The sequence below is a fragment of the Janibacter cremeus genome (assembly GCF_029395675.1).
Lineage (GTDB): Bacteria > Actinomycetota > Actinomycetes > Actinomycetales > Dermatophilaceae > Janibacter > Janibacter cremeus_A.
Window position 1 is genome coordinate 1,028,913 of the sequence record NZ_CP115184.1, and the last position, 24,124, is coordinate 1,053,036.

Here is a 24,124-nt window from a genome sequence, read left to right on the forward strand (position 1 = left end):
CATGTCCGTCCCGGCGACTGAACGTCTGCTCCTGCTCGACTCAGCATCCCTGTACTTCCGCGCCTTCTACGGCGTCCCGGCCCGCAGCGGTGGTCCCTCGGGGATCCCCACCAATGCGGTCGCGGGCTTCCTCGACATGATCGCCACCCTCGTCACCCGCTACCGGCCCACGCACCTGGTGGCCTGCTGGGACGACGACTGGCGGCCGCAGTGGCGGGTCGACGCGATCCCGACCTACAAGGCCCACCGCGTCGCCGAGGACGCCGCCGACGGGGAGGACGTCCCCGACGAGCTCGAGCCGCAGGTCCCGGTCATCGCCGCGGCACTGGCGGCGATCGGCGTCCCCCGCATCGGGGCGGCGGACTACGAGGCCGACGACGTCATCGGCACCCTGGCGATGCGCTACCGCGGTCGCATGCCCGTCGACGTCGTGACCGGCGACCGGGACCTCTTCCAGCTGGTCGACGACGCGTCGGGCACCCGGGTGCTCTACACCGCGCGTGGTGGGGTCCGGCAGCCCGATGTCATCACCGAGGCCTTCCTCGAGGAGAAGTACGGGGTGTCCACGGGTGACGCCTACCTCGACATGGCGGCCCTGCGCGGGGACACCAGCGACGGGCTCCCCGGGGTCAAGGGCATCGGGGAGAAGACCGCGGCCGCCCTCATCCGCGAGTTCGGCTCGCTCGCCGGCGTGCGCGAGGCGCTCGCGGCCGGCGACCCGCGGATCAAGGGCGCCCGAAGGTCGAACCTCGAGGCGGCCTCCGACTACCTCGATGTCGCACCGCTCGTCGTGCGCGTCGCCCACGACTTCCCGGTCGGTGACCTCGACCTGCACCTGCCCGAGGACATCGCCGACCCCGTGGCGATGAGCCGGCTCGCCCTCGACCACGCCCTCACCGGCCCGTTCGACCGGGTGGGCACCGCCCTTCGCTCCGGCTGACCGGCGAAGGGGGTCAGTCCAGCCGGTCGGCCGCGACCACTCCTCGACGCACCTTGTCGACCGCCGTGCGCGCCACGGTCCTCAGGTGCGGCTCGGGCGCCGCGTCGCCGACCTGCCCGAGGAGGTCGACGACCTGCTTGCACCGGCGCACGAAGTCCCCGGCCGTCAGGTCGGACCCGCTGAGCACCTCGTCGAGCCGGCGACCGCTCGCCCACCGGTGCACGGCCCAGGCGATGCCGCCGTCGGGCTCCCCGGTCGCGGGCAGCGCGTGCTCGCTCTCGAGGTCCTCCAGCTCGCTCCACCGCTGCAGCATGTCCAGCCACGCATCGGACACCCCGTCGGTCGGCAGTCGCGGGAAGGGGTCGTGCTCCTCCCGCCGGGGCTCGTGGACGAGCATCGAGACGACGGCGGCCAGCTCGGCCGGGTCGAGCCGCGACCATGCTCCCCCGCGCAGACACTCCGCGGCGAGGAGGTCCTTCTCGGTGTAGAGACGCCGCAACCGGCCGCCGAGGTCGGTCACGCTCTCGCCGTCCGCGTCGAGGTAACCCAGCCGGGTGAGGACGACGCAGATGCGTTCGAAGGTCTGGGCGACGGAGTTCGTGCGGTGCTCGACCTTGCGCTGCAGCGACGAGGTCTCGCGCTTGAGCTTCCACCACCGTTGCGCCCACCTCGCGTGGACCTCACGCTCCGGGCACTGGTGGCAGGGGTGGTCCTTCAGCTGCCGGCGCAGCTGCTCGAGGTGCTCGTCCTCCCCCTTCGCCGCCTCCGTGGCCCGGGATCGCACGCTCGGAGCCTGCTCGTCGGGCGCCTTGATCCGCAGCGTGGTCGCGAGGTCGGTGCGCTGCTTGGTGGACTTGGGGTTGAAGCCGCGCGGGACCGCCAGCTTCCCGAAGGCACTGACGGGCCCGTCCAGGTCGGCCGGCACGAGGCGACGCACCTGCTTGTGCTCGGTCAGCACCGTAGGGGCCGACTCCTCCCCCTTGTACGAGCGCGGCGGCGCGATGACGAGCGCCAGGCCCGAGCGACGTCCGCCGATGCGGATGATGTCACCGACCCGCAGCGCCTCGAGCGAGACGGCGATCTCGGCCCGTCGGTTGGCTCCGCGGCGACGCTTGCCCTCCTTCTCGACATCGGTGATCCGGCGTCGCAGGGCCGCGTACTCACGGAAGTCACCGAGGTGGCAGTGCATCGCCTCGGCGTAGGCGTCGAGGGACTCCTGCTGCTCGCGCACCTTCGTCGCCAGACCGACGACCGCCCGGTCGGCCTGGAACTGGGCGAAGGAGGTCTCCAGGACCTCCTTGGCCGTCTGCCGCCCCACCTGGGCGACGAGGTTGACCGCCATGTTGTACGTCGGCTTGAAGCTGGAGCGAAGGGGGTAGGTCCGGGTCGAGGCGAGACCGGCCACCGCCATCGGGTCCAGTCCGCGCGACCACACGACGAGGGCGTGACCCTCGACGTCGATCCCCCGCCTGCCGGCGCGGCCGGTGAGCTGGGTGTACTCCGCGGGCGTGATCTCGACGTGCGACTCGCCGTTGAACTTCACGAGCTTCTCGAGGACGACCGTGCGGGCCGGCATGTTGATGCCCAGGGCGAGCGTCTCGGTGGCGAAGACGGCCCGGATGCGGCCGGCGGTGAACAGCTCCTCGACGATCTCGCGGAAGAGCGGCAGCATCCCCGCGTGGTGCGCGGCGAAGCCGGCCGAGATGCCGGCGACGAACTGGTGGTAGCCGAGCACGTCGAGGTCCTCCCCCTCGAGGACGGCCGCGCGCTCCTCGACGATGCGGCGGTTGCGCTCGCCCTCGCGCTCGGAGACGAGGCGCACGTCGCTCGCGAGCAGCTGCCCGACGGCGCCGTCGCAGCCGGCACGGCTGAAGATGAAGGTGATCGCCGGCAGCAGGCCGTCGCGGTCGAGCTCACGGATGACCTCCGTGCGGGAGGCCGCACCACCGAACCGGCCGCCTCCTGCGCGGGGCCGCCCGCCGGGACCCTGGCCGCGGCGTCGGTCGCGACCACCTCGGCGGTCACGTCCGCCGCGACCACCACCCCGGTGCATCCGCGGGTCGTCCTCCGTGCCGCGCACCCTGTCACGGATGGCGTCGAGCAGCTCGGGGTTGACCTTGGCCGGCGACCCGGCCGCGGCGTCCTCCTCGTCGACGAACAGGTCGTACACGTCACGGCCGACCTGCATGTGCTGCCACAGCGGGACGGGCCGCTCCTCCGAGACGACGACCTCGGTACCGCCCCGGACCTCCGCGAGCCAGTCGCCGAACTCCTCGGCATTGCTCACGGTCGCCGACAGGGAGATGACCTGCACCGAGCGGGGCAGGTGGATGATGACCTCCTCCCACACGGCACCCCGGAAGCGGTCGGCCAGGTAGTGGACCTCGTCCATGACGACGAAAGCGAGGGTGTCGAGGGTGGTCGACCCCCCGTAGATCATGTTGCGCAGCACCTCCGTGGTCATGACGACCACCGGGGCCTCGCCGTTGACCGAGACGTCCCCGGTGAGCAGGCCGACGTTGTCCTGGCCGTGCGTGGCGACGAGCTCGTGGTACTTCTGGTTGCTCAGCGCCTTGATCGGGGTGGTGTAGAAGGCCTTCTGGCCCCGCGCGAGGGCAAGGTGGACGGCGAACTCACCGACGACCGTCTTGCCGGCACCGGTCGGGGCGGCGACGAGCACGCCCTTCCCGGCCTCGACGGCCTCGCACCCCTCCAGCTGGAAGGGGTCCAGGTCGAAGTCGTAGGTCGCGGTGAAGGCGGCCAGCTCCCCGCGGCCCCTGCGGCGGGACGCGGCATAGCGTTCGGCGGGCGAGGACATGCCCCCACGCTATGTCAGCGGTGAGGCCTCGTCGTCGGACAGGTGCGACCAGTCGGGTTCCTCGCCCCGCGCGACCCGTCGCCGGTCGATCAGCAGCGCGACCGCGAGGGCGATGAAGTAGAGCACGCACAGCGGACCGGCGAGCAGGAACATCGTGAACGGGTCCGGTGTCGGGGTGATGATCGCCGACGCGATGAAGATCAGCAGGATGGCCACCCGCCACGACTTCAGCAGGGTCCGTCCCGAGAGGACCCCGATCGCGACCAGGCCGACGAGGAAGACCGGGAGCAGCCAGGCGAGGCCGAAGGCGAGGATGAACCGGGTGACGAAGGCGAAGTAGTCGCTCGCCTGCTGGATGTTGCTCGACTTGCCGTCCTCCGGAGTGAAGCCGAAGAGGATGATCAGGGCCTTCGGGAGGGTGATGTAGGCGAAGAAGCACCCGGTGAGGAAGAGGGGGATCGCCGTGAAGAAGACGCCGAGGGACATCCGCTTCTCCCGGCGGGTCAGCCCCGGGAGGATGAACGCCCAGATCTGCCACACCCAGATGGGGCTGGAGATGAGGACACCGGTGAAGATGGAGATCCCCAGCTGCGTCGTGAACGCCGAGGTGGCGTTGCCGTAGTTGAGCAGCGCGGCGGCGCTCTCCGTGTTGGAGGACTTGTACTCGTCGAAGGGCAGCGTCAGTTGCTCGTAGACCCCGGCGTACGTGAAGTCACCGATCGTGACCCCGTCGTAGAGCACCCACCCGACGATCGCCCCGACGATGATCGCGGTGGCCGCGACCATCAAACGGTTGCGGAACTCGAGGAGGTGCTCCTTGAGCGGCATCCGCCCCTCGGGGTCCTTGGGCATGCGTTCGCTTCGGGCCATGCGGTGCGTGGACGAGGGGGGTGAGTCAGGCAACCGGGCCGGACTCGTTGTCCGTGCGCGGCTTGGCGTCGTCGGCGGGCCTGCGCTCGCTCGTGGTCGACTCGACCGTGCCGGACTCGCGGGCGGACTTCTCCGCCTCGCGCTGGCGGTCCTCCTCCTTCATCTCGCTGACCTCGGCCTTGAAGACGCGGGCCGACTTGCCGATGCTGCGCGCGGCGTCGGGCAGCTTCTTGAAACCGAAGAGGAGGAGGATGACCACCAGGATGAGGATGATCTCCATGGGACCCAGGCTGGGCATGACGGCACCTTTCACGTTGGTACGTTCGCTCACCAGTGTACGGCTCGGGGGCTCTCCCACCCCCGAGCGGCTCAGGACCGGTACGCCTCCAGCGCGGACCGGGCGCGCTCGGCCACCGAGGCCCTCAGCGAGTCGGGTTCGACGACCCGGACATCGCCCCCCAGACGCAGCACGAGGCGCTGGATGAATCCCTCGTCGCTCGAGGGCAGGGTGACCAGGAGGTCCGCGCCGTCCGGAGTGCGGTCGGTGACCGGGTAGTACTCGGCCACCCAGTGCGCGCCGGGTGCCAGGCGCAGGCGGACGGGCACGTCCTCGGCGCCCCCCTGGTAGGCGCCGGCGCTGAGGTCACGACCGGTCACCCCCTCGGGCGGCCGGGCGGGCTCGTCGAGCACCCGGACGGCCTCGACGCGGTCGGCCCGGAAGAGCCGCACGTCCTGCGCGCGATGGCACCAACCCTCGAGGTACCAGTGCCCCTCGACCCGGGCCAAGCGCATCGGATCGACGTCGCGCTCGGTGTGCTCGTCCCGGCTGGGCACGTGGTACCCGAGGTGCACCCGACGCCCGGCCGTGAGGGCGTCACGCAGGTCGGCCAGCACGTGACCGGTCTCGGTGTCGTCCTCGACGACGACGACGCGCTCGACGCCCGGGATGGCTCCGGCCGCCCCCTCGAGCTTGGTCAGGGCACGCTCGACCGCGCTGGACTCCCCCGCACCGGACGCGGCCAGCGACCGCAGGCCCACGATGAGGGAGATGGCCTCGTCCACGGTCAGGCGAAGGGGGCGCGAGATCGCGTCCGCGTTGGTGACGAAGACGCGACCGCCCTCGTAGCTGGCCTCGATGAGCTCGTCGGGCATCGGGCCGTACCCACACATGAAGAGCAGGTCGAGGTCGGCGCGCAGCTGCTTCTCGGTGATGCCGAGCCCGGCTGCCGCGCGCTCGATCTCGATCCCCTGGCGGCTGGCGAGCCACGGGACCATCGTCAGCAGGCGCTCGACGCGGCTGGTGGCCGACTCCACGGGCTGGCGGGTCATGCCGGGGCCTCCTCGTGCGCACCGACGACGGCCCGGAGGCGGTCGACGACGTCCTGGCGCAGCTGCGCGGGCTCGTCGACCACGACGTCCGGGCCGTGGCTGGCGATCTCGGCGGCAACGGAGGCCGTGTCGCCGTGGTCGAGGTCGACGCGGTCCCACTGCTCGTCGAGGGAGGTCATGGTCCGGGCGCGCCGGCGCAGCACGTGCCCGGTCCCGACCCGGACCCGCAGGACGGCGGGACCGGCAGCCTGCGGCTCCCCGCCGTCGGTCGCCGCGATCATCGAGACGGGGTCGAGGTCCTCGGGGACCGGCTGCGTGGCGCCCTCCCCCGTGGTGGTCACCGCGGAGACCACGCGGGAGAGGCGGAAGACCCGGGGCGCGGACCGGTCGAGGTCGTGGCCGACGAGGTACCAACGGCCGTGCCACGCGGTGAGGTACCAGGGCTCGACGTGGCGGGGACGCGGCTCCCCCTCCCCCGGCCGCGCGTAGTCGAAGCGGACGGTGGCCGACGTGAGGACGGCGTCCTTGAGTGGTTCGAAGGCGGGCTCGCCGCCCCCGACGTGGGGCTCGAGACCGACGAAGGGGTCCTCGCTCACCTCGTCCCCGGCGGCGACCTTGCGCCACGCGGTCGCCGCGGTCCCCGCCATCGCCGCGTGCGCCCAGGCCCGGCTGGCGAGTCCGACGACGGCCAGCTCCTGTGCCGTGAGCTCGATCGGGGGCAGGTCGTAGTCCCGGCGATCGATCCGGTAACCCTGCTCGTCCTCGAAGACACCGATGTCCTCGGTGACCAGTGGCACGCCCATGGCCCGCAGGTCGTCCTTGTCGCGCTCGAACATCCGGTCGAAGGCCTCGTCCGACTCGACGCTCCGGTACGCCTCGACCAGGTGCCGGATCCGCTGCTTGGGCAGCGGGATCCGCGACGACAGCAGACTCATCGTCAGGTTCAGCAGGCGCTCGGCCTTGGCCTTGGGTGTGTTGGGTGCCGCCACATCCGCTCCCTTCGTCACCGCGAGGCTAACCTGCCCGCGCGACCCGCCGGTGCAGCGGCAACGGTCGGCGTGGTGTCAGCCGACCTGCACCAGGTCGACGACGAAGATCAGGGTCTCGCCGCCCTTGATGACATTGCCGGCGCCCTGGTCGCCGTAGCCGAGGTGGGGCGGGATGGTGATCTTGCGCCGGCCCCCCTCCTTCATGCCGATCAGCCCCTGGTCCCAGCCCTGGATGACCTGGCCGACACCGGCGGTGAAGGCCAGCGGTGCGCCGCGGTTCCACGAGGCGTCGAACTCCTCACCGGTCGAGTGGGCGACCCCGACGTAGTGCGCCTGAATCGGCGAACCGGGGGTCACCTCGGCGCCGTCACCGACGGTGACGTCCTCGACGACGAGCTCGCTGGGCGGGGTGTCACCGGGGAAGTCGATCTCCGGCTTGGTGGTGTTCGGGTCGAACGGCATGTGCTGCTCCTTGGTGTCGTGGTGGTCGTGGTTGTCCTCAGGGGGCGCCGAGGACGTCGACGGTGAAGACGAGCGTCGACCCGCCCTTGATCGACCCGTCCGGGGTCCCCTCCTTGCCGTAGCCCTCCTCCGGCGGGACCACGACGAGCAGACGGTCGCCGACCTTCGCGCCCTCCACGGCCTTGTCCCAGCCGGGGATGACGGCGTTCTGGCCGACGGGGAAGGCGAAGGGGCCGCGCCCGTCCTTCATGGACGAGTCGAAGACCTTGCCGTCCTTCCAGTTCACGCCGGTGTAGGAGACGTAGACGTAGTCGTCCTTCGTGATCGTCTCGCCGTCACCCTTGATGAGCTTCTCGACGACGAGGTCCTCGGGCGGCTCCTCACCCTCGGGGATGGTGATGTCGGCGGGGGCGTCGGCCTTCCAGTCGACCTTGGGCAGGCCGTCCTTCGGCTCGACCTTCTTGCCCTGCGCCTTGGGCGGCAGCTCGCCGCGCACGTCGTAGACGAGCACGAGGTTGTCCTTGCCGCTGATGCCCAGCTGCGGCGCGCCCTGCTCGCCGAAGAGGTCCTCGGGCGGGAGCACGGCCACTCCGCTGGTCCCGACGGGCTGGCCCTTGATGGCCTTGACGAGCCCGGGCAGGGACTGCTTGTTGCCCAGGTCGAGGACGATGGGCGAGCTGGTGTACGTCTCCGAGCCCTCGACGGGCTTGCCGTCCTTGGCGGAGAACATCGCCAGATCGACCGTGGCATAGGCGTCGTCGGCCAGGTCCTTGCCGTCGCCCTCCTCGAGGGTCGTCCGGGTGGTCTGGGAGACCTCGAGCGGCTTCTCGGGCAGCTCCACGGAGGGGCCCTTCTTGCCCTCGGCCGCCGTGACCTCGATGGCCTCGACCTTCTCGAGGTCCTCCTCCTTCGGCTCCGCGAGCGTCGGGGTCGACTCGTTCGCATCGTCGGCGGCCGACGCCGCCGACTCGCTGGACCCCTCGCCCGACGAGTCGCTCTCGGAGTCACTGCCGCAGGCGGTCAGCAGCATCAGCGATGCGAGCGACGCCGCAACGGCAGTGGTCAGGCGGGGACGGGCCTTCGGCACGATCAACCTCATCGATGGTGTGGGGTAACGGGTCCGGGACACCCTAACCACGAATGCTGGATGTCCGCTGACCTGCAGGTGGGTATCACCCGTCAGGGGCCGCTCATCATGTCGATGAGGCGCTCGACCCGCTCGTCGACGGACCGGAAGGGGTCCTTGCACAGCACCGTCCGCTGCGCCTCGTCGTTGACCTTCAGGTGCACCCAGTCGACCGTCACGTCGCGCGAGTGCTCCCGCGCGGTGCGCACGAAGTCGCCGCGCAGCTTGGCACGCGTCGTCTGCGGCGGGGTGTCGACCGCCGTGGCGATCTCCTCGTCGGTGACGACCCGCGCGATGCGGCCGGCCCGCTGGAGCACGTGGTGCACCCCCCGGGAGGGGTCGATGTCGTGGTAGGCGAGGTCGAGCTGCGCCAGCCGCGGGTCGTCCGGGTCGAGACCGTGTCGCGCGGCGTACGCGTCCAGGAGGCGGTACTTGATCACCCAGTCGATCTCGGTGTCGACGAGCGACAGGTCGTCGGTCTCCACGGCCCGCAGGGTCCGCTCCCACAGGTCGAGGACCTGGGTGGTGAGCACGTCGTTGATGCCTTCCCGGGCGGCGTACTCGCGGGCCCGGGTGAGGTACTCGCCCTGGATCTCCAGAGCGCTCATGCGGCGGCCGTCGGCGAGGGCCACCGGGGTGCGTCCGGTCCGGTCGAGGCTGATGTCGCGGATCGCCCGGATCGGGTTGTCCAGCGTCATGTCCGGCATGGCGACGCCGTCCTCGAGCATGCGCAGCACGAGGTGTGCCGACCCCACCTTGAGCAGCGTCGTGGTCTCGGTCATCGTCGAGTCGCCCACGATGACGTGCATGCGGCGGTAGTGCTCGGCGTCCGCGTGCGGCTCGTCCCGGGTGTTGATGATCGGCCGCGAGCGGGTGGTCGCGGACGAGACGCCCTCCCAGATGTGGTCGGCCCGCTGGCTCACCGAGAAGGTGGTCCCCCGGCTGCTCGTCATCAGCTTGCCGGTGCCGGCGATCAGCTGGCGGGTGATGAGGAAGGGCAGCAGCCCCTCGGTCACCGCGGGAAAGTTGTCGGTGCGGGCGACGAGGAAGTTCTCGTGGCAGCCGTAGGAGTTGCCGGCGGAGTCGACGTTGTTCTTGAAGACGTAGATGTCTCCGGCGACGCCGTCCTCCGCCAGACGCGCCTGCGCATCCTCGACCAGGTCCTGGACGATCCGCTCCCCCGCCCGGTCGTGGGCGACGAGGGTGCGCAGGTCGTCGCACTCGGCCGTGGCGTACTCGGGGTGGCTGCCGACGTCGAGGTAGAGCCGGGAGCCGTTGGGCAGGAAGACATTGCTCGACCGCCCCCAGGTGACCACCTTGCGGAAGAGGTACCGGGCGACCTCGTCCGGCGTCAGTCGTCGTTGCCCGTCGGTGACGGCCGTGATCCCGAACTCGGTCTCGATGCCGAAGATGCGTCGCTCCACCTCTGCAGGCTAACCCTCGCGGATCGCGTCACCGGTGAGCCGCCGGAAGCACCGGCGCGGCCGGTCCCGCTCGAGAACGGCGATCTCGAGCGCGTCGAGCGGTACCCGCGGACCCGACATTTCCCCTTCGCCGACGAGCGAGAGGACATCCACCGCCAGGTCGAAGGCCTCGCCCAGTGCCATCCCGCGGCGCCACCGCGAGCGCAGGGTCTCCCCCCGCTGCTCGCTGGCCCCGCCGATGACGACGCAGCCGGCCTCGTCCGAGACGGACCCGTCGTAGGTGAGCCGGTAGATCCGGTCGCTCTCGCTGGTACGACCGACCTCGGCGACCACGATCTCGACCTCGTAGGGCTTCTGGTCCTCCGTGAAGACGGTGCCCAGAGTCTGGGCGTAGGCGTTGGCCAGCCCGCGTGCGGTCACGTCCGAGCGGTCGTAGGAGTAGCCGCGCAGGTCGGCGTAGCGGATGCCGGCCACGCGCAGGTTCTCGAACTCGTTGTACTTGCCGACCGCGGCGAAGCCGATGCGGTCGTAGATCTCGCTCACCTTGTTCAGCGACCGGCTGCTCGGGTTGTCGGCGACGAAGAGGATGCCGCCGTCGTAGGCGAGGACGACCACCGAACGGCCGCGGGCGATCCCGGCCCGGGCGAAGTCCGCCCGGTCCTTCATCACCTGCTCGGGTGAGACGTAGAAGGGGGGTTGGGTCACCGTGCACCTCCCGGGTTGTCGCGGCGGGTCTCCAGCACGGTCGCGACCGTCTCCTCGAGCACCGACTCGTCGAGGAAGGTCACGCCGTCGGCACCGACGACACCCACCGTCGGCCAGATCCGCCGGTGCACGTCGGGACCGCCCGTCGCGGAGTCGTCGTCGGCGGCGTCGTAGAGCGCCTCGACGGCCACCCGGACCGCTTCCTCGTGGCCCATGTCGGGGCGCCACAGCTTCTTCAGCGCCCCCCGGGCGAAGGCCGCCCCCGAGCCGACGCTGTGGTGGCGGTGCTCCTCGTAGCACCCGCCGGTCACGTCGTAGGAGAAGATCCGCCCCGTGCCGGCGTCGGGGTCGTACCCACCGAACGCGGGGACGACGGCCAGGCCCTGCATCGCCAGGCCGAGGTTGCTGCGCAGCATCGCCGCCAGCCGGTTGGCCTTGCCCTCGAGCGACATGTGCGTGCCCTCGATCTTCTCGTAGTGCTCGAGCTCCACCTGGAACAGGCGCACCATCTCGATCGCCACGCCGGCCGTGCCGGCGATGCCGACGAGCGAGAGGTCGTCCGCGGCGAAGACCTTGTCCATGTCCCGGTTGGCGATGACGTGGCCCGTCGTCGCCCGCCGGTCACCGGCCATGAGGACCCCGCCCGGCCAGGCCAGGCTGACGATCGTCGTCCCGTGGGGCGCCTCGAGCGCGGGTGTGCTCGGCAGGGCCCGGCGGCCCGGCAGCAGCTGGGGCTCGTGCCGACCGACGAACTCCGTGAAGGATGCCCCGCCGGCGGTCATGAAGGCCTGCGGCAACCGCCCGTGGGTCCGCTCGGGACTCACTGCCCGCCCTTCTGGACGAAGCCCTTGACGAACTCCTCGGCGTTGGACTCCAGGACGCCGTCGATCTCGTCGAGCACCGAGTCGACGTCCTCGTCGCGGGCGGCGTTCTGCGCCGCCACCTGGGTCCCCTCGTCGGCGGGACCCTCGTCGCCACCACCGGAACGCTCGGGACGGGTCTGCTCCTGCGCCATTGCTGCTCCTTCTCGTCGCGGCCGGCAGCTGCCGGCACCCGGTACCTGCGAGCCTATGCCCCGAGCCCGGCCACGAGGTCGTCGACGTCACCGGCGGACAGCAACGTCTCGGTCTCGTCACGGCCGTGGGCCAGGGGGTCGAGCATCGACACGCGCGCGATCCGTCCCGCCCGCGGCAGTCGGAGCACGAGGCTGTCCCACGAGGCGGACACGACGTGCTCCCCGAGACGCTCGACCGTACCGCCACGCAGCCACGCCCTGGTGTCGGCGGGCGGGGTGGAGACGGCCGCGCGGACCTCGTCGTCGGTGGTCAGGCGGGTGATCCGACCGGCCCGCTCGAGCGTGTGGAAGATGCCCTTGTCCGCGCGCACGTCGGAGAACTGGATGTCGATCGCCGCCAGGCGGGGATCACCCCACTGCATGCCGTCCCGCTGGCGGTAGCGCTCGAGCAGGTTGAGCTTGGCGACCCAGTCGATGTCGGCCGCCGCGTCCATCGGGTCGTGCGCGAGGAGCCCGAGGAGCCGCTCCCAGTGGGTGAGGACCTCGTCGGTGGCCGGGTCGCTCCCTTCGCGCTCGACGAGGGCGGTGGCCATCTCCAGGTACTCGGTGAGGATCTGCACCGCCGTGAGGTCACGGCCGTCACGCATCCGCACCGTCGCCGTGCAGGTGGGGTCGTGCGAGATGACCTTGAGCGCCTCGACCGGATGCAGCACCTCGAGACGGCGGTCGATCGCGTCCGCCTCGATGAGGGACAGCACGAGCGAGGTCGAGCCGGTCTTGACGAGGTTGGCCACGTCGGCCTGGTTGGCGTCACCGATGATCACGTGCAGCCGACGCCAGATGTCGGGGTCGGCGTGCGGCTCGTCGCGCGTGTTGATGATGGGGCGCTTGAAGGTCGTCTCCAGACCGACGGGCGCCTCGAAGAAGTCGCTGCGGGAGGAGATCTGGTAGCCGGTGTGCTCGCTCTCCTGGCCGATGCCGACCCGGCCCGCGCCGCACATGACCTGGCGGGCGACGAAGAAGGGGGTCAGCCCGGCGATGATCCGCTCGAAGGGGGTCCGGCGCGACACGAGGAAGTTCTCGTGGGTGCCGTAGGACGAGCCCTTGCCGTCGGTGTTGTTCTTGTACAGGTTGATGCCGGGCGGACGCTCCGCCAGCCGCTCCACGACCTCGCGCATCACCAGCTCCCCCGCGCGGTCCCACACGACGGCGTCCCGCGGGGAGGTGACCTCCGGGCTGGAGTACTCGGGATGCGCGTGGTCGACGTACAGGCGCGCCCCGTTGGCCAGCACGACGTTGGCGAGCGTGGGGTCCTCGACGTCGGTCAGCTGGGACAGGTCGGCGCGCGAGCGCGGCACCTCGAAGCCGCGCGCGTCGATGAGCGGGTGCTCGTCGCTGTAGTCCCAGGCGCCGTGGGCGGCGCGCAGGCCGTGCGCACGCGCGTAGGTGGTGACCACGTCGCCGGAGGCGGCCATCGGGTTGGCCTGCGGCTGTCCCGGGACGGCGATCCCGTACTCGGTCTCGATACCCATCACCCGTCGCACGCTCATGGCCACAGGGTAGGCGCCCCCCACCCTGCGGCCGAGGGGCAGCGTGTTGAATGGGCGCGTGGACGATCAGACGTGGATGCCCATGGGTACGAGGATCCTCGACTTCCTCACGCGCTTCTCGGTCACCGCCGACGAGATGACCCCCGATCGGCTCTCGAGGATGCGCAGCACGGTGCCGATGCGACCGCCCTACACCTGGGTCGTGGGGACACCCCACCGCGGCGTGCGCAGCGAGGACCACCACATCACCGTGCGCGACGGCCACGAGGTGAAGGTGCGCGTCCACCGGCCCGCGTCGGCGGAGCGGCTGCCGCTGCTCCTGCACTTCCACGGCGGCGGCTTCGTCATCGGCCACATCGGCGTCTACGACCCGTACCTCACCCGGATCGCCGCGGCGGCCCGGGCCGTCGTCGTCACGGTGGCCTACCGCATGGCACCCGAGTACCGCGCGCCGATCGCCGCGCACGACTGCCGGGACGCCACCGCCTGGGCCCTGGAGCACGCCGACGCCCTCGGGGTCCGCACCGACTCCGTGGGGGTCACGGGCGACTCGGCCGGCGGCAACCTCGCCGCGGGGATCGCCCAGCACCTGCGTGACGAGGCCTTTGTGGGGCTGCGCCACCAGGCCCTGGTCTACCCCGCTCCCGACCTGACGGTGCGCGAGCTGGACGACCTGCAGGCGCTCGACCAGCGGTACCCGATCCTCACGCCAGCCATGCTGCGCAGCTTCCGGGGTCTCTACCTCGGCGACGACGCGGACGACCGCGACCCGCTCGTCTCCCCCGCCCACGGCGACCTGGCGGGCCTGCCGCCGGCGCTGGTGCAGACGGCCGAGCTCGACCCCCTTCGTCCCGACGGCGAGGCGTACGTCGACGCCCTGCGCGCAGCCGGGGTCGAGGTGCGGCACACGAGATACCGCGGCGCACCGCACGGCTTCCTCAACTTCCCCGGGCTCGCCCCCGCGGCGCAGCCCGCACTCCAGGAGCTCGTGGGCGAGCTCCGCCACCACCTGCACCCGGAGGACCGATGAAGAAGCCCTACCCCGGCATGGCCCCGCTGATCACCCTGCTGACGAGCTACCTCGACAACGTGGGCCGGACGCCCATCTCCGAGGCGACCGCGGAGGACATCGCGCGCAGCCGGGCGACGGTCTACCCGACCTCCCCTCCCTTCTCCTGGATCACCGGCGGGGTCGTGCCCTCGGTGACGATCGACGAGGGCAGCGCCCCCGCCCGCGACGGGGCGGCGATCCCGCTGCGCTGGTACACGCCCGACGGGAGCCGGCCGGGGCGCCCGCTGGTCGTCTTCCTCCACGGCGGCGGATGGGTCCAGGGATCCACCCGGATGTACGACCCGCTGTGCAGCCACCTGGCCGCCGAGCTCGACGCGCTCGTCGTGAGCGTCGACTACCGTCTGGCCCCCGAGCACCGGGCCCCCACGGCCGCGCACGACGCCATCGACGCCACCCGCTGGCTCGTCGAGGTGGGTGGACGCGACCACGACCGCTCGCGCGTCGCCCTGTGCGGCGACTCGGCCGGTGGCAACCTCGCCGCCGTCGTCGCGCAGGAGCTGCGCGACCTGACGGTCGACGGGACCACCGCGATCCGGCACCAGGCGCTGATCTACCCGGCGACGGACATGACGCTCGCCTCGCCCTCGATCCGCGAGCACGCCCACGCCCCGATCCTCACCGAGGCGAACATCCACGCCTTCCGGGCCCACTACCTCGGCAGCGGGCCCGAGGCCCTCGGCGACACCGACCCGCTGGTCTCACCGCTCTTCGGCGACGTCGGCGGTGTCGCGCCGGCCCTCGTCCAGACCGGTGACCTCGACCCGATCCGTGACGACGGCACGCGCTATGCGGACGCGCTGCGGGCAGCCGGGGTACCGGTGCGACTGACCAACTACGTGGGGATGCCGCACGGCTTCATCAGCTTCCCCGGTGTCGCCCGCACGGGGCCGCAGCAGCGCGCAGAGCTCGTCTCCGAGCTGCGCCGCCACCTCGTCGACGGGGCGTGAGGGTGGCCGGCGGCCTCCCTCGCCCCGGCAGGTCGACCGCGGTCGCGGCGGTCCTGGACGTCCTCCTCGTCATCGTCTTCACGGGGGTCGGTCGCCGCACCCACGAGGAGGGGCTGGACCTGCTCGGGTGGGCGCACACCGCATGGCCCTTCCTCGTGGGGCTGGGCATCGGCTGGGCCCTCGTCGTGACCACCCGGCGCACGTGGCCGATCCGGTGGGTCGAGGGCGTCCCCGTGTGGTTGGTCACCCTCGTCGCGGGCATGGCGCTGCGTGCCCTGAGCGGCCAGGGCACGGCACTGCCCTTCGTCGTCGTCGCGACGCTCTTCCTGGCCGCGACCCTCATCGGCTGGCGCGTGCTGGCCGGCCTCGCCGCCGCGCGCCGCTGACGTCAGAGGTACTGGCCGGTGCGGTGGCCCGTGTCGATCGAGCGACCCGGTTCAGCGGCGCCGGACTTGCCGCCGATGAGGGTGCGCACGTAGACGATGCGCTCGCCCTTCTTGCCCGAGATCTTCGCCCAGTCGTCCGGGTTGGTCGTGTTGGGGAGGTCCTCGTTCTCCTTGAACTCCGCGACGCAGGCATCCAGGAGGTGCCCGACGCGCAGGCCCTCGGTCCCCGTGGTGAGGAGGTCCTTGATCGCGGCCTTCTTCGCCCGGTCGACGATGTTCTGGATCATCGCACCGGAGTTGAAGTCCTTGAAGTAGAGGATCTCCTTGTCCCCACCGGCGTAGGTGACCTCGAGGAACTGGTTCTCGTCGGACTCGGCGTACATCCGCTCGACGACCGCATCGATCATCTCGGAGACCGTCGCCTCGGCGTTGCCGTCGTGCTCGCCCAGGTCCTCGGGGTGCAGCGGCAGGTCGGCGGTGAGGTACTTGCTGAAGATGTCGCGGGCGCCCTCGATGTCGGGGCGGTCGATCTTGATCTTCACGTCCAGGCGCCCCGGGCGCAGGATGGCCGGGTCGATCATGTCCTCGCGGTTCGTCGCGCCGATGACGATGACGTTGTCCAGGCCCTCCACGCCGTCGATCTCGGCGAGCAGCTGCGGCACGATCGTCGTCTCCACGTCGGAGGAGACGCCCGACCCGCGGGTGCGGAAGAGGCTGTCCATCTCGTCGAAGAAGACGACGACCGGGGTGCCGTCGCTCGACTTCTCGCGGGCACGGTGGAAGATCAGCCGGATGTGGCGCTCGGTCTCGCCGACGTACTTGTTGAGCAGCTCGGGGCCCTTGATGTTGAGGAAGTAGGCCGTGGCACTCTCCTGGCCCGTGCGCTCGGCGACCTTTCGGGCGAGCGAGGACGCGACGGCCTTGGCGATCATCGTCTTGCCGTTGCCCGGCGGCCCGTAGAGCAGCACGCCCTTGGGCGCCTTGAGCTGGTGGCGCTCGTAGAGGTCGGCGTGCAGGTAGGGCAGCTCGACGCTGTCGCGGATCGCCTCGATCTGGGCCGAGAGACCGCCGATGTCGTCGTAGCCCAGGTCCGGGACCTCCTCGAGGACGAGGTCGGCGACCTCCGCCCGCGGGATGCGCTCGACGGCGATGTTGCTGCGCTGGTCGACGAGCACGGCGTCCCCGACGCGTACCTGCTTCTCCCTGACCCTGGTGCCGCGCCGGACCACCCGCTCCTCGTCCTGGCGCATGATCACCAGCAGCCGGTCCTCGTCCAGGACCTCCTTGACGACGACGACCTCGCCGGCGACGTCCTCGCCGTGGACCGAGACGACGTTCATCGCCTCGTTGAGCCGCACCTCGCGGCCGACGCCCAGCTCCTCCGGAGCGACGGCCGGGCTGACGGCCACGTGCATCTTGCGACCACCGCTGAGCACGTCGACGGCCTGGTCCTGCGCGTGCACCTCGACGATGACCGCGTACGACGCGGGCGGCTGCGCCAGGCGCTCGAGCTCCTCGCGGAGGGTCACGATCTGCTGGCGCGCGTCCTTGAGGGTGCGCACGAGGCGCTCGTTCTGCGAGGCGACGGTCGCTGACTGCGACTTCTGGCGTGCGAGGTCCTCACGCAGGTCGCGCAGCTCGCGGTCGCGCTGGGGGGTCGGTTCGGTGGTCATCGACGTCTGCTCCCTTCCCGCCGGGTGGGCGGTCTCCTCCCAGTCTCCCCCGAGTCCTCATCTCGGCGAAGGGGGGACCACTCCTCGGGCGAGCTTGCGCATCCTCTTCGCGGAGGCGACCCGCTCGCCGAGCGCCTCCGGGGTCCACTCCGCGTCATCCGCGCCGGGGGGCGCGTCAGCGGGAGCCGGGGCGCTCGCCTCGCCCGCTGCCTCCTCCTGGGCGGCGTAACCACGACCGGGCCGGCGCTTGCGCACCGGCGGGGTGGCGCCCGGCGCGAGGCGGCGCGTCGAGATGAGGAAGCCGGTGTGGCCGTGCATGCGGTGCTGCGGCCGCACGGCGAGCCCCTCGAGGTGCCAGCCACGCACGAGCGACTCCCAGGCCTCCGGCTCGGTGAAGCCGCCGTGGTCCCGCATCGCCTCGGCGACCTTGCTCAGCTGCGTCGCGGTCGCGACGTAGCAGATGAGCACGCCCCCGGGGACCAGGGCGTCGGCGACGACCTCGAGGCACTCCCACGGGGCGAGCATGTCGAGCACGACCCGGTCGACGCTGCCCGGCTCGACCGCGTCCGGGAGGGACTCGACGAGGTCCCCGACGGTCACGGTCCACGCGGGGTGGTCCTCTCCGAAGAAGGCCTGGGCGTTCGCCCGGGCGATCGTCGCGAAGTCCTCCCGCCGCTCGAAGGAGTGCACCCGCCCGGTGTCACCGACGGCGCGCAGCAGCGACATCGACAGCGCACCGGAGCCGACGCCCGCCTCGACGACGGTCGCACCGGGGAAGACGTCCGCCATCTGGACGACCTGCCCGGCGTCCTTCGGGTAGACGACGGCCGCGCCGCGGGGCATCGACATGACGTAGTCGGACAGCAGCGGGCGCAGGGCCAGGTACTCGGTCCCGGACGTGTGGGTCACCGTGGAGCCGTCCGGCTCCCCGATGAGGTCGTCGTGCTTGACGTGGCCGCGGTGGGTGTGGAACTGCTTCCCCGGGGTGAGGGTGATGGTGTGCATCCGCCCCTTCGGGTCGGTCAGCTGCACCCGGTCCCCCTCACGGAAGGGTCCACGGCGATAGGCGGATCCGGTGGCACTCATGGGGGCTGAGTCTAGTTGCGGGAGAGGGCCGCATTGACCCGTGCCGCCCGCGCGACCCCCTGGAGCCGGCCATCCGTGGTGACCGCGACGATCGAGGAGCCGGAGGACTGGAAGGCGCGCACCAGGTCCAGCGCCTCGTGCCCCGGCCGCAGCTCGGTGGTCCACGCCTCCGGCGCGGGCGTGGTCACCGCGGAGACCGGGGTGCTCGCCACGGCGCCCGGCGGCACCGAGCGGAGGGCGTCGTGGTCGATCAGCCCGACCGGCCGGCCTGCCTCGTCGACGACGACCGGCAGGGCGCGAAGGGAGGTCAGCTCCGTCAGCGGCCGATCGCCACCGATGGCGGCGGCCGGCTCGAGGACGGAGCGGACGTCGAGGCCCCGCAGGGTGCCCAGCGCCTCGCCCTGGGCGATGGCGCTCGTGGCCCCCGACCACAGGAAGGCCCCGATGAGTGCGGTCCACAGGGCGATCGACAGGTCCGGCGACGTGCCGCGCGCGAGGGGGACGCCGATGATCGCGACGAGGAGCAGCACGACCAGCACGCGGCCCGACCAGCCGGCGATGACCCGCGCACGGGACTGGTCACCCGTGGCCGCCCAGATCAGCGACTCCACGACCTGGCCCCCGTCGAGGGGCAGGCCCGGGAGGAGGTTGAAGACGGCCAGCGCACCGTTGACGAAGGCCACGCCCGTGAGCAACGTCACGGTGATCTCCGACCCGGAGGTGATGACCCCGGCGAAGGCGAGGACCGCGATGAGGCCGTTGGTGAGTGGGCCGACGATCGCGATCGTCGCCGCGCTCCGTGCGGTGCCGTGCGAGGCGTCGAAGGCCGTGTGGCCGCCCCACAGGTCGGCCACGACCCGGTGCACCGTGTGCCCGTGGGCCCGGGCCGCGACCGCGTGCGCCGCCTCGTGCGCCAGGACGCTCAGCAGGAGTGCGAGCGCGTAGACGGCCGCTATGGCGTACCCGGTGACCGTCCCGAACTGGGCGGCGGTGCCGGGCCCGATGATCACCACGATGATGACGCCGAGCAGCAGCCACGACCACCCGAGGTAGACGGGGACCGAGCCGATCGTGGCCAGACGGATCCCGCGCGGGGGCGGTTGGATGGGCTCGGCCATGGACCTGACCCTAGGCGAGGGAGGGTGATGCCTGATAATGGGAGGTCTCCCACCCTCGATGATCAGGAGTCCCCGGTGTCCCACGCCGCCCTTCGTCCCGATGCCACCGCCGTCCTGCAGGAGGCCCTGCGCGAGCGGGTCCTCCTCATGGACGGCGGGATGGGGACGATGCTCCAGCAGCAGGGACTGTCGGAGGCCGACTTCCGTGGGGAGCGCTTCGCCGACCGGGAGGGCGACGTCCGCGGCAACAACGACCTGCTCTCGCTCACCCAGCCGGCCATCGTCAAGGACCTGCACCGCCAGTACCTCGACGCCGGCGCCGACCTCATCGAGACCAACACCTTCAACGCGCAGCGGATCTCCCTTGCCGACTACGGCATGGAGGAGCTCGCCCACGAGATGAACGTCGCCGCGGCCCGGCTGGCGCGGGAGGCCGCGGACGAGGCGATGGCCGCCGACCCCTCGCGGCCGCGCTACGTGCTCGGGGCGATGGGCCCCACCGTGCGCACGGCCTCGATCTCCCCCGACGTCAACGACCCGGGCAAGCGCAACATCACCTTCAACCAGCTGGTGGAGGCCTACCACGAGCAGGCATCCGGCCTCGTCGAGGGCGGCGCCGACGTGCTGCTCCTCGAGACGATCTTCGACACGCTCAACGCCAAGGCCGCGATCTTCGCCCTCGAGACCCTCTTCGAGGAGCAGGACCGCCGGTGGCCGGTCATCGTCTCGGGCACGATCACCGACGCATCGGGGCGCACCCTCACCGGCCAGACGACCGAGGCCTTCTGGAACTCCATCCGGCACGCGCAGCCGGTGGCCGTCGGCCTCAACTGCGCCCTCGGCGCCGAGGAGATGCGCCAGTACCTCGTCGAGCTGGGCCGGGTCGCCGACACCTTCGTGTCGGCCTACCCCAACGCGGGCCTGCCCAATGCCTTCGGTGAGTACGACCAGGACCCGCAGTACATGGCCGAGCTCGTCTCGGAGTTCGCCACGTCGGGCCTGGTCAACATCCTCGGTGGCTGCTGCGGCACCACGCCCGAGCACGTCGCCGCCATCGCCGCGGGGATCGAGGGAGCCCCGCCGCGCGTGCCGATCGAGGTCGAGCCGGCCCTGCGCCTGTCCGGGCTCGAGGCCTTCAACGTCACCAGCGAGTCGCTCTTCGTCAACGTCGGTGAGCGCACCAACGTCACCGGGTCGGCACGCTTCCGCAAGCTCATCGAGGCCGACGACTACCCGGCGGCCCTGTCCGTGGCGCGCCAGCAGGTCGAGAACGGCGCCCAGGCCATCGACATCAACATGGACGAGGGGATGCTCGACGGCGTGGCCGCGATGGGAACCTTCGTCAACCTCGTCTCCTCCGAGCCGGACATCTCCAAGGTGCCGCTGATGATCGACTCCTCCAAGTGGGAGGTCATCGAGACAGGGCTGCAGCGCACCCAGGGCAAGGCCATCGTCAACTCGATCTCGATGAAGGAGGGCGTCGAGCCCTTCGTCGAGCAGGCCCGGCTGTGCCGCAAGTACGGCGCCGCCGTCGTCGTCATGGGCTTCGACGAGGCGGGGCAGGCCGACAACCTGCAGCGCCGCACGGAGATCGCCCAGCGGGCGTACACGATCCTCACGCAGGAGGTCGGGTTCCCCGCCGAGGACATCGTCTTCGACCCCAACATCTTCGCCCTGGCCACCGGCATCGAGGAGCACGCCGCCTACGGGACCGACTTCATCGAGGGAACCCGCTGGATCAAGGAGAACCTGCCGGGCGTCCTCGTCTCGGGCGGAGTGTCCAACGTCTCCTTCAGCTTCCGCGGCAACAACGCCGTGCGCGAGGCCATCCACGCGGTCTTCCTGTACCACGCGATACGCGCCGGCATGGACATGGGGATCGTCAACGCCGGCGCCCTCGTCCCCTACGACACGATCGACCCCGAGCTGCGCGAGCGGATCGAGGACGTCGTGCTCAACCGTCGTGAGGACTCCACAGAGCGCCTGCTGGAGATCGCCGAGGAGTTCCGCGGTGACGGCCACAAGGCCGAGGAGGCCAACGAGCAGTGGCGCGAGCTCCCCCTTCGCGAACGCATCACGCACTCCCTCGTCAAGGGGATCGACGACCACGTGGTCGAGGACACCGAGGACCTGCGCCGGGAGATCGACGAGGAGGGTGGCCAGCCGATCGAGGTGATCGAGGGACCGCTCATGGACGGCATGGGCGTCGTCGGCGACCTCTTCGGCGCCGGCAAGATGTTCCTGCCCCAGGTGGTCAAGTCCGCCCGGGTGATGAAGAAGGCGGTGGCCCACCTCATCCCCTTCATCGAGGCGTCGAAGCAGCCCGGTGACGCGGAGCGGTCGAACGGCACGGTCATCATGGCCACCGTCAAGGGGGACGTGCACGACATCGGCAAGAACATCGTCGGCGTCGTCCTGCAGTGCAACAACTACGACGTCATCGACCTCGGCGTGATGGTCCCGACGCAGAAGATCCTCGAGACGGCCCGCGAGCACGACGCCGACGTCATCGGCCTCTCCGGCCTGATCACGCCCTCGCTCGACGAGATGGTGGGGGTGGCCTCCGAGATGCAACGGCAGGGCTTCGACATCCCGCTGCTCATCGGCGGCGCGACCACCTCCCGCGCGCACACTGCCGTCAAGGTCGACCAGCAGTACGACGGGCCGGTCGTGTGGGTCAAGGACGCCTCCCGGTCCGTCCCGGTGGTCAGCCAGCTGCTCTCGCGGACCGGCAAGGAGCCGTTGCTCGCGGAGGTGGGCGCCGACTACGACGCCCTGCGCAAGCGGCACGCGGCCAAGAACAACGACCGCCCGATGCTCAGCCACGAGGAGGCGCAGGAGGCGCGCACCCCGATCGACTGGGGCCAGGAGCAGCCCCACGTGTCGGGCGTCTCCCCCACCCGCATGGTCTTCGAGGACTACGACCTCGCCGAGCTGCGGGAGTACTTCGACTGGCAGCCCTTCTTCAACGCCTGGGAGCTCAAGGGGTCCTTCCCCGACATCCTCAACAACCCGCAGACGGGAGAGGTGGCCCGCAAGCTCTACGACGAGGCGCAGGTGATGCTCGACCGGATCATCGAGGAGAAGTGGCTGACCGCCAAGGGGGTCATCGGCCTCTTCCCCGCCAACGCGGTCGGCGACGACATCGAGATCTACACCGACGAGTCGCGCTCCGAGGTCGCGCACACGCTGCACATGCTGCGCCAGCAGGGCAAGCACCGGCCGGGGGTGCCCAACCGCAGCCTGGCCGACTTCGTCGCGCCCAAGGACACCGGCATCAAGGACTGGATCGGGGCCTTCGCCGTCACCGGCGGCATCGGCGCCGCGGAGAAGATCGCCGAGTTCAAGGCCGAGCACGACGACTACAACGCGATCCTGCTCGAGGCGCTGGCCGACCGCTTCGCCGAGGCCTTCGCCGAGCGCCTGCACGAGCGGGTGCGCACGGAGTTCTGGGGCTACGCGGCGGACGAGGACCTGGACAACGAGGCGCTGATCAAGGAGCGGTACGCCGGCATCCGACCGGCCCCGGGCTACCCCGCCTGTCCCGACCACACCGAGAAGAGGACGCTGTGGCAGCTCCTCGACGTCGACGAGATCGGCATCGAGCTGACCGAGGGCATGGCCATGTGGCCGGGGGCAGCGGTCTCCGGCTGGTACTTCGCCCACCCCGACAGCCAGTACTTCGTCGTCGGGCGCGTAGCCAGGGACCAAGTGGAGGACTACGCCGAGCGCAAGGGCTGGACGATGCGTGAGGCCGAGCGCTGGCTGGGCCCCAACCTCGGTTACGCGCCGGAGTGACTCCCGCCATCTCCCCGTCGCGTGCGGCGGACTTCAAGCAGTGCCCGCTGAAGTACCGCTTCCGCACCATCGACCGACTCGAGGAGGCGCCGTCACCTGCGGCCGTGCGCGGCACGCTCGTGCACGCCGTGCTCGAGGACATCTTCGACCTGCCTGCGTCCGAGCGCACGCCCGCGGCCGCTCGGTCGCTCGTGCCCGACCGGTGGCACGCGCTCGTGCAGGAGCGCCCGGAGCTGGCGGCGATGCTCGCCGACGACCAGTCGTCGACCCTCGAGTCGTGGTTCGCCCAGGCAGGGAAGCTCACCGACCGGTGGTTCACCCTCGAGGACCCCTCGCGGCTCGAGCCTGCTGACCGTGAGCTCAAGGTCGAGGTCGAGGTGGACGGGCTGCTCCTGCGCGGCATCATCGACCGCGTCGACGTGGCCCCGCAGGGGCAGGTGCGGGTCGTCGACTACAAGACCGGCCGGACACCGGGGCCCGGCTTCGAGGGCAAGGCCCTGTTCCAGATGAAGTTCTACGGTCTGGTCATGTGGCACCGCACCGGGCGGGTGCCCGACCTGCTGCAGCTGGTCTACCTCGGCGACGGCACCGTCATCCGCTACGAGCCGGACGAAGGGGAGCTGCTCGCCCTCGAGCGCAACGTCAAGGCGGTCTGGGCGGCCATCGAGAAGGCGGTCGCGGACCGGGACTTCCGTCCGCGACCCTCTCGGCTGTGCAGCTGGTGCGACTTCAAGCCGCTGTGCCCCTCCTTCGGCGGGACTCCCCCACCCATGCCGGACACCTCCGCGTCCATCTAGACCCCTGCACTCCCCCTTC

General features: G+C 71.1%; 21 protein-coding genes. 6 read left to right on the top strand and 15 right to left on the bottom strand.

The features are described from left to right. Window position 1 precedes the first annotated feature (1 nt). A complete protein-coding gene (locus O9K63_RS04745) occupies window positions 2-940 on the top strand; it encodes a 5'-3' exonuclease (RefSeq protein ID WP_277241030.1) in 939 nt (312 codons plus the stop codon). A 13-nt stretch (window positions 941-953) separates the two neighbouring features. Here O9K63_RS04745 and O9K63_RS04750 read toward each other — a convergent pair whose 3' ends face one another. The 12 genes from O9K63_RS04750 to dop form a co-directional block, all read right to left on the bottom strand. Next, on the bottom strand, window positions 954-3,758 hold the full coding sequence (locus O9K63_RS04750) for a DEAD/DEAH box helicase (RefSeq protein WP_277241032.1): 2,805 nt from the start codon (window positions 3,756-3,758) through the stop codon (window positions 954-956). Window positions 3,759-3,767: 9 nt separating this feature from the next. Next, window positions 3,768-4,610, bottom strand: a complete 843-nt coding sequence (gene tatC, locus O9K63_RS04755; RefSeq protein WP_277241034.1) for a twin-arginine translocase subunit TatC — start codon at window positions 4,608-4,610, stop codon at window positions 3,768-3,770. Between the two features lie 43 nt (window positions 4,611-4,653). Further along, window positions 4,654-4,926 carry a Sec-independent protein translocase subunit TatA gene (gene tatA / locus O9K63_RS04760; protein WP_277241036.1) on the bottom strand — a complete coding sequence of 91 codons (273 nt, stop codon included), beginning with the start codon at window positions 4,924-4,926 and terminating at the stop codon, window positions 4,654-4,656. Between the two features lie 71 nt (window positions 4,927-4,997). Then, a complete protein-coding gene (locus O9K63_RS04765; RefSeq protein ID WP_277241038.1) occupies window positions 4,998-5,957 on the bottom strand; it encodes a helix-turn-helix transcriptional regulator in 960 nt (319 codons plus the stop codon). Continuing rightward, window positions 5,954-6,946, bottom strand: a complete 993-nt coding sequence (locus O9K63_RS04770; protein ID WP_277241040.1) for a helix-turn-helix transcriptional regulator — start codon at window positions 6,944-6,946, stop codon at window positions 5,954-5,956. Before O9K63_RS04770 ends, O9K63_RS04765 begins: the two co-directional genes overlap by 4 nt. Window positions 6,947-7,021: 75 nt before the next feature. Further along, on the bottom strand, window positions 7,022-7,408 hold the full coding sequence (locus O9K63_RS04775; protein ID WP_277241041.1) for an FKBP-type peptidyl-prolyl cis-trans isomerase: 387 nt from the start codon (window positions 7,406-7,408) through the stop codon (window positions 7,022-7,024). 37 nt (window positions 7,409-7,445) lie between these two features. After that, entirely contained in the window at window positions 7,446-8,495 is a 1,050-nt protein-coding gene (locus O9K63_RS04780; RefSeq protein WP_277242259.1) for an FKBP-type peptidyl-prolyl cis-trans isomerase, read from the bottom strand. A gap of 92 nt (window positions 8,496-8,587) precedes the next feature. Then, window positions 8,588-9,958, bottom strand: coding sequence for a Pup--protein ligase (gene pafA / locus O9K63_RS04785; RefSeq protein ID WP_277241043.1), 1,371 nt, complete (start codon window positions 9,956-9,958; stop codon window positions 8,588-8,590). A 9-nt stretch (window positions 9,959-9,967) separates the two neighbouring features. Further along, window positions 9,968-10,624, bottom strand: a complete 657-nt coding sequence (gene prcA / locus O9K63_RS04790) for a proteasome subunit alpha (protein WP_431190386.1) — start codon at window positions 10,622-10,624, stop codon at window positions 9,968-9,970. Window positions 10,625-10,659: 35 nt separating this feature from the next. Beyond that, on the bottom strand, window positions 10,660-11,487 hold the full coding sequence (gene prcB / locus O9K63_RS04795) for a proteasome subunit beta (protein ID WP_431190354.1): 828 nt from the start codon (window positions 11,485-11,487) through the stop codon (window positions 10,660-10,662). Beyond that, complete coding sequence (locus O9K63_RS04800) at window positions 11,484-11,678, bottom strand: ubiquitin-like protein Pup (RefSeq protein ID WP_277241047.1); 195 nt, start codon at window positions 11,676-11,678, stop codon at window positions 11,484-11,486. Before O9K63_RS04800 ends, prcB begins: the two co-directional genes overlap by 4 nt. A 53-nt stretch (window positions 11,679-11,731) precedes the next feature. After that, window positions 11,732-13,228 (bottom strand): depupylase/deamidase Dop, encoded by a 1,497-nt coding sequence (gene dop, locus O9K63_RS04805; protein ID WP_277241049.1) that lies wholly within the window; start codon window positions 13,226-13,228, stop codon window positions 11,732-11,734. Window positions 13,229-13,286: 58 nt separating this feature from the next. On the opposite strand from dop, the gene O9K63_RS04810 reads away from it, so the two are divergent. The 3 genes from O9K63_RS04810 to O9K63_RS04820 are packed head-to-tail and all read left to right on the top strand — an operon-like array spanning window position 13,287 to window position 15,633. Then, entirely contained in the window at window positions 13,287-14,258 is a 972-nt protein-coding gene (locus O9K63_RS04810; protein ID WP_277241051.1) for an alpha/beta hydrolase, read from the top strand. After that, on the top strand, window positions 14,255-15,247 hold the full coding sequence (locus O9K63_RS04815) for an alpha/beta hydrolase (protein ID WP_277241053.1): 993 nt from the start codon (window positions 14,255-14,257) through the stop codon (window positions 15,245-15,247). The genes O9K63_RS04810 and O9K63_RS04815 overlap by 4 nt, the downstream gene beginning before the upstream one ends. A 2-nt stretch (window positions 15,248-15,249) precedes the next feature. Next, window positions 15,250-15,633 (top strand): DUF3054 domain-containing protein, encoded by a 384-nt coding sequence (locus tag O9K63_RS04820; RefSeq protein ID WP_277241055.1) that lies wholly within the window; start codon window positions 15,250-15,252, stop codon window positions 15,631-15,633. A 2-nt stretch (window positions 15,634-15,635) separates the two neighbouring features. On the opposite strand, the gene arc is transcribed toward O9K63_RS04820, so the two are convergent. Genes arc through O9K63_RS04835 form a run of 3 tightly spaced genes read right to left on the bottom strand, consistent with a single transcriptional unit; the run spans window position 15,636 to window position 19,510 of the window. Further along, the gene (gene arc, locus O9K63_RS04825; protein ID WP_277241057.1) at window positions 15,636-17,306 is read right to left on the bottom strand and encodes a proteasome ATPase; all 1,671 of its coding nucleotides are present in this window, start codon (window positions 17,304-17,306) and stop codon (window positions 15,636-15,638) included. A gap of 57 nt (window positions 17,307-17,363) precedes the next feature. Continuing rightward, window positions 17,364-18,392 (bottom strand): tRNA (adenine-N1)-methyltransferase, encoded by a 1,029-nt coding sequence (locus tag O9K63_RS04830; RefSeq protein ID WP_277241059.1) that lies wholly within the window; start codon window positions 18,390-18,392, stop codon window positions 17,364-17,366. Window positions 18,393-18,403: 11 nt separating this feature from the next. Beyond that, on the bottom strand, window positions 18,404-19,510 hold the full coding sequence (locus tag O9K63_RS04835; RefSeq protein WP_277241061.1) for a site-2 protease family protein: 1,107 nt from the start codon (window positions 19,508-19,510) through the stop codon (window positions 18,404-18,406). 27 nt (window positions 19,511-19,537) lie between these two features. On the opposite strand from O9K63_RS04835, the gene metH reads away from it, so the two are divergent. Together metH and O9K63_RS04845 are read left to right on the top strand one after the other, a co-directional pair. Then, the gene (gene metH / locus O9K63_RS04840) at window positions 19,538-23,308 is read left to right on the top strand and encodes a methionine synthase (protein ID WP_431190355.1); all 3,771 of its coding nucleotides are present in this window, start codon (window positions 19,538-19,540) and stop codon (window positions 23,306-23,308) included. After that, window positions 23,305-24,105: a RecB family exonuclease gene (locus tag O9K63_RS04845; protein WP_277241065.1), complete on the top strand. Its 801-nt coding sequence runs from the start codon at window positions 23,305-23,307 to the stop codon at window positions 24,103-24,105. Before metH ends, O9K63_RS04845 begins: the two co-directional genes overlap by 4 nt. Window positions 24,106-24,124 lie beyond the last annotated feature (19 nt).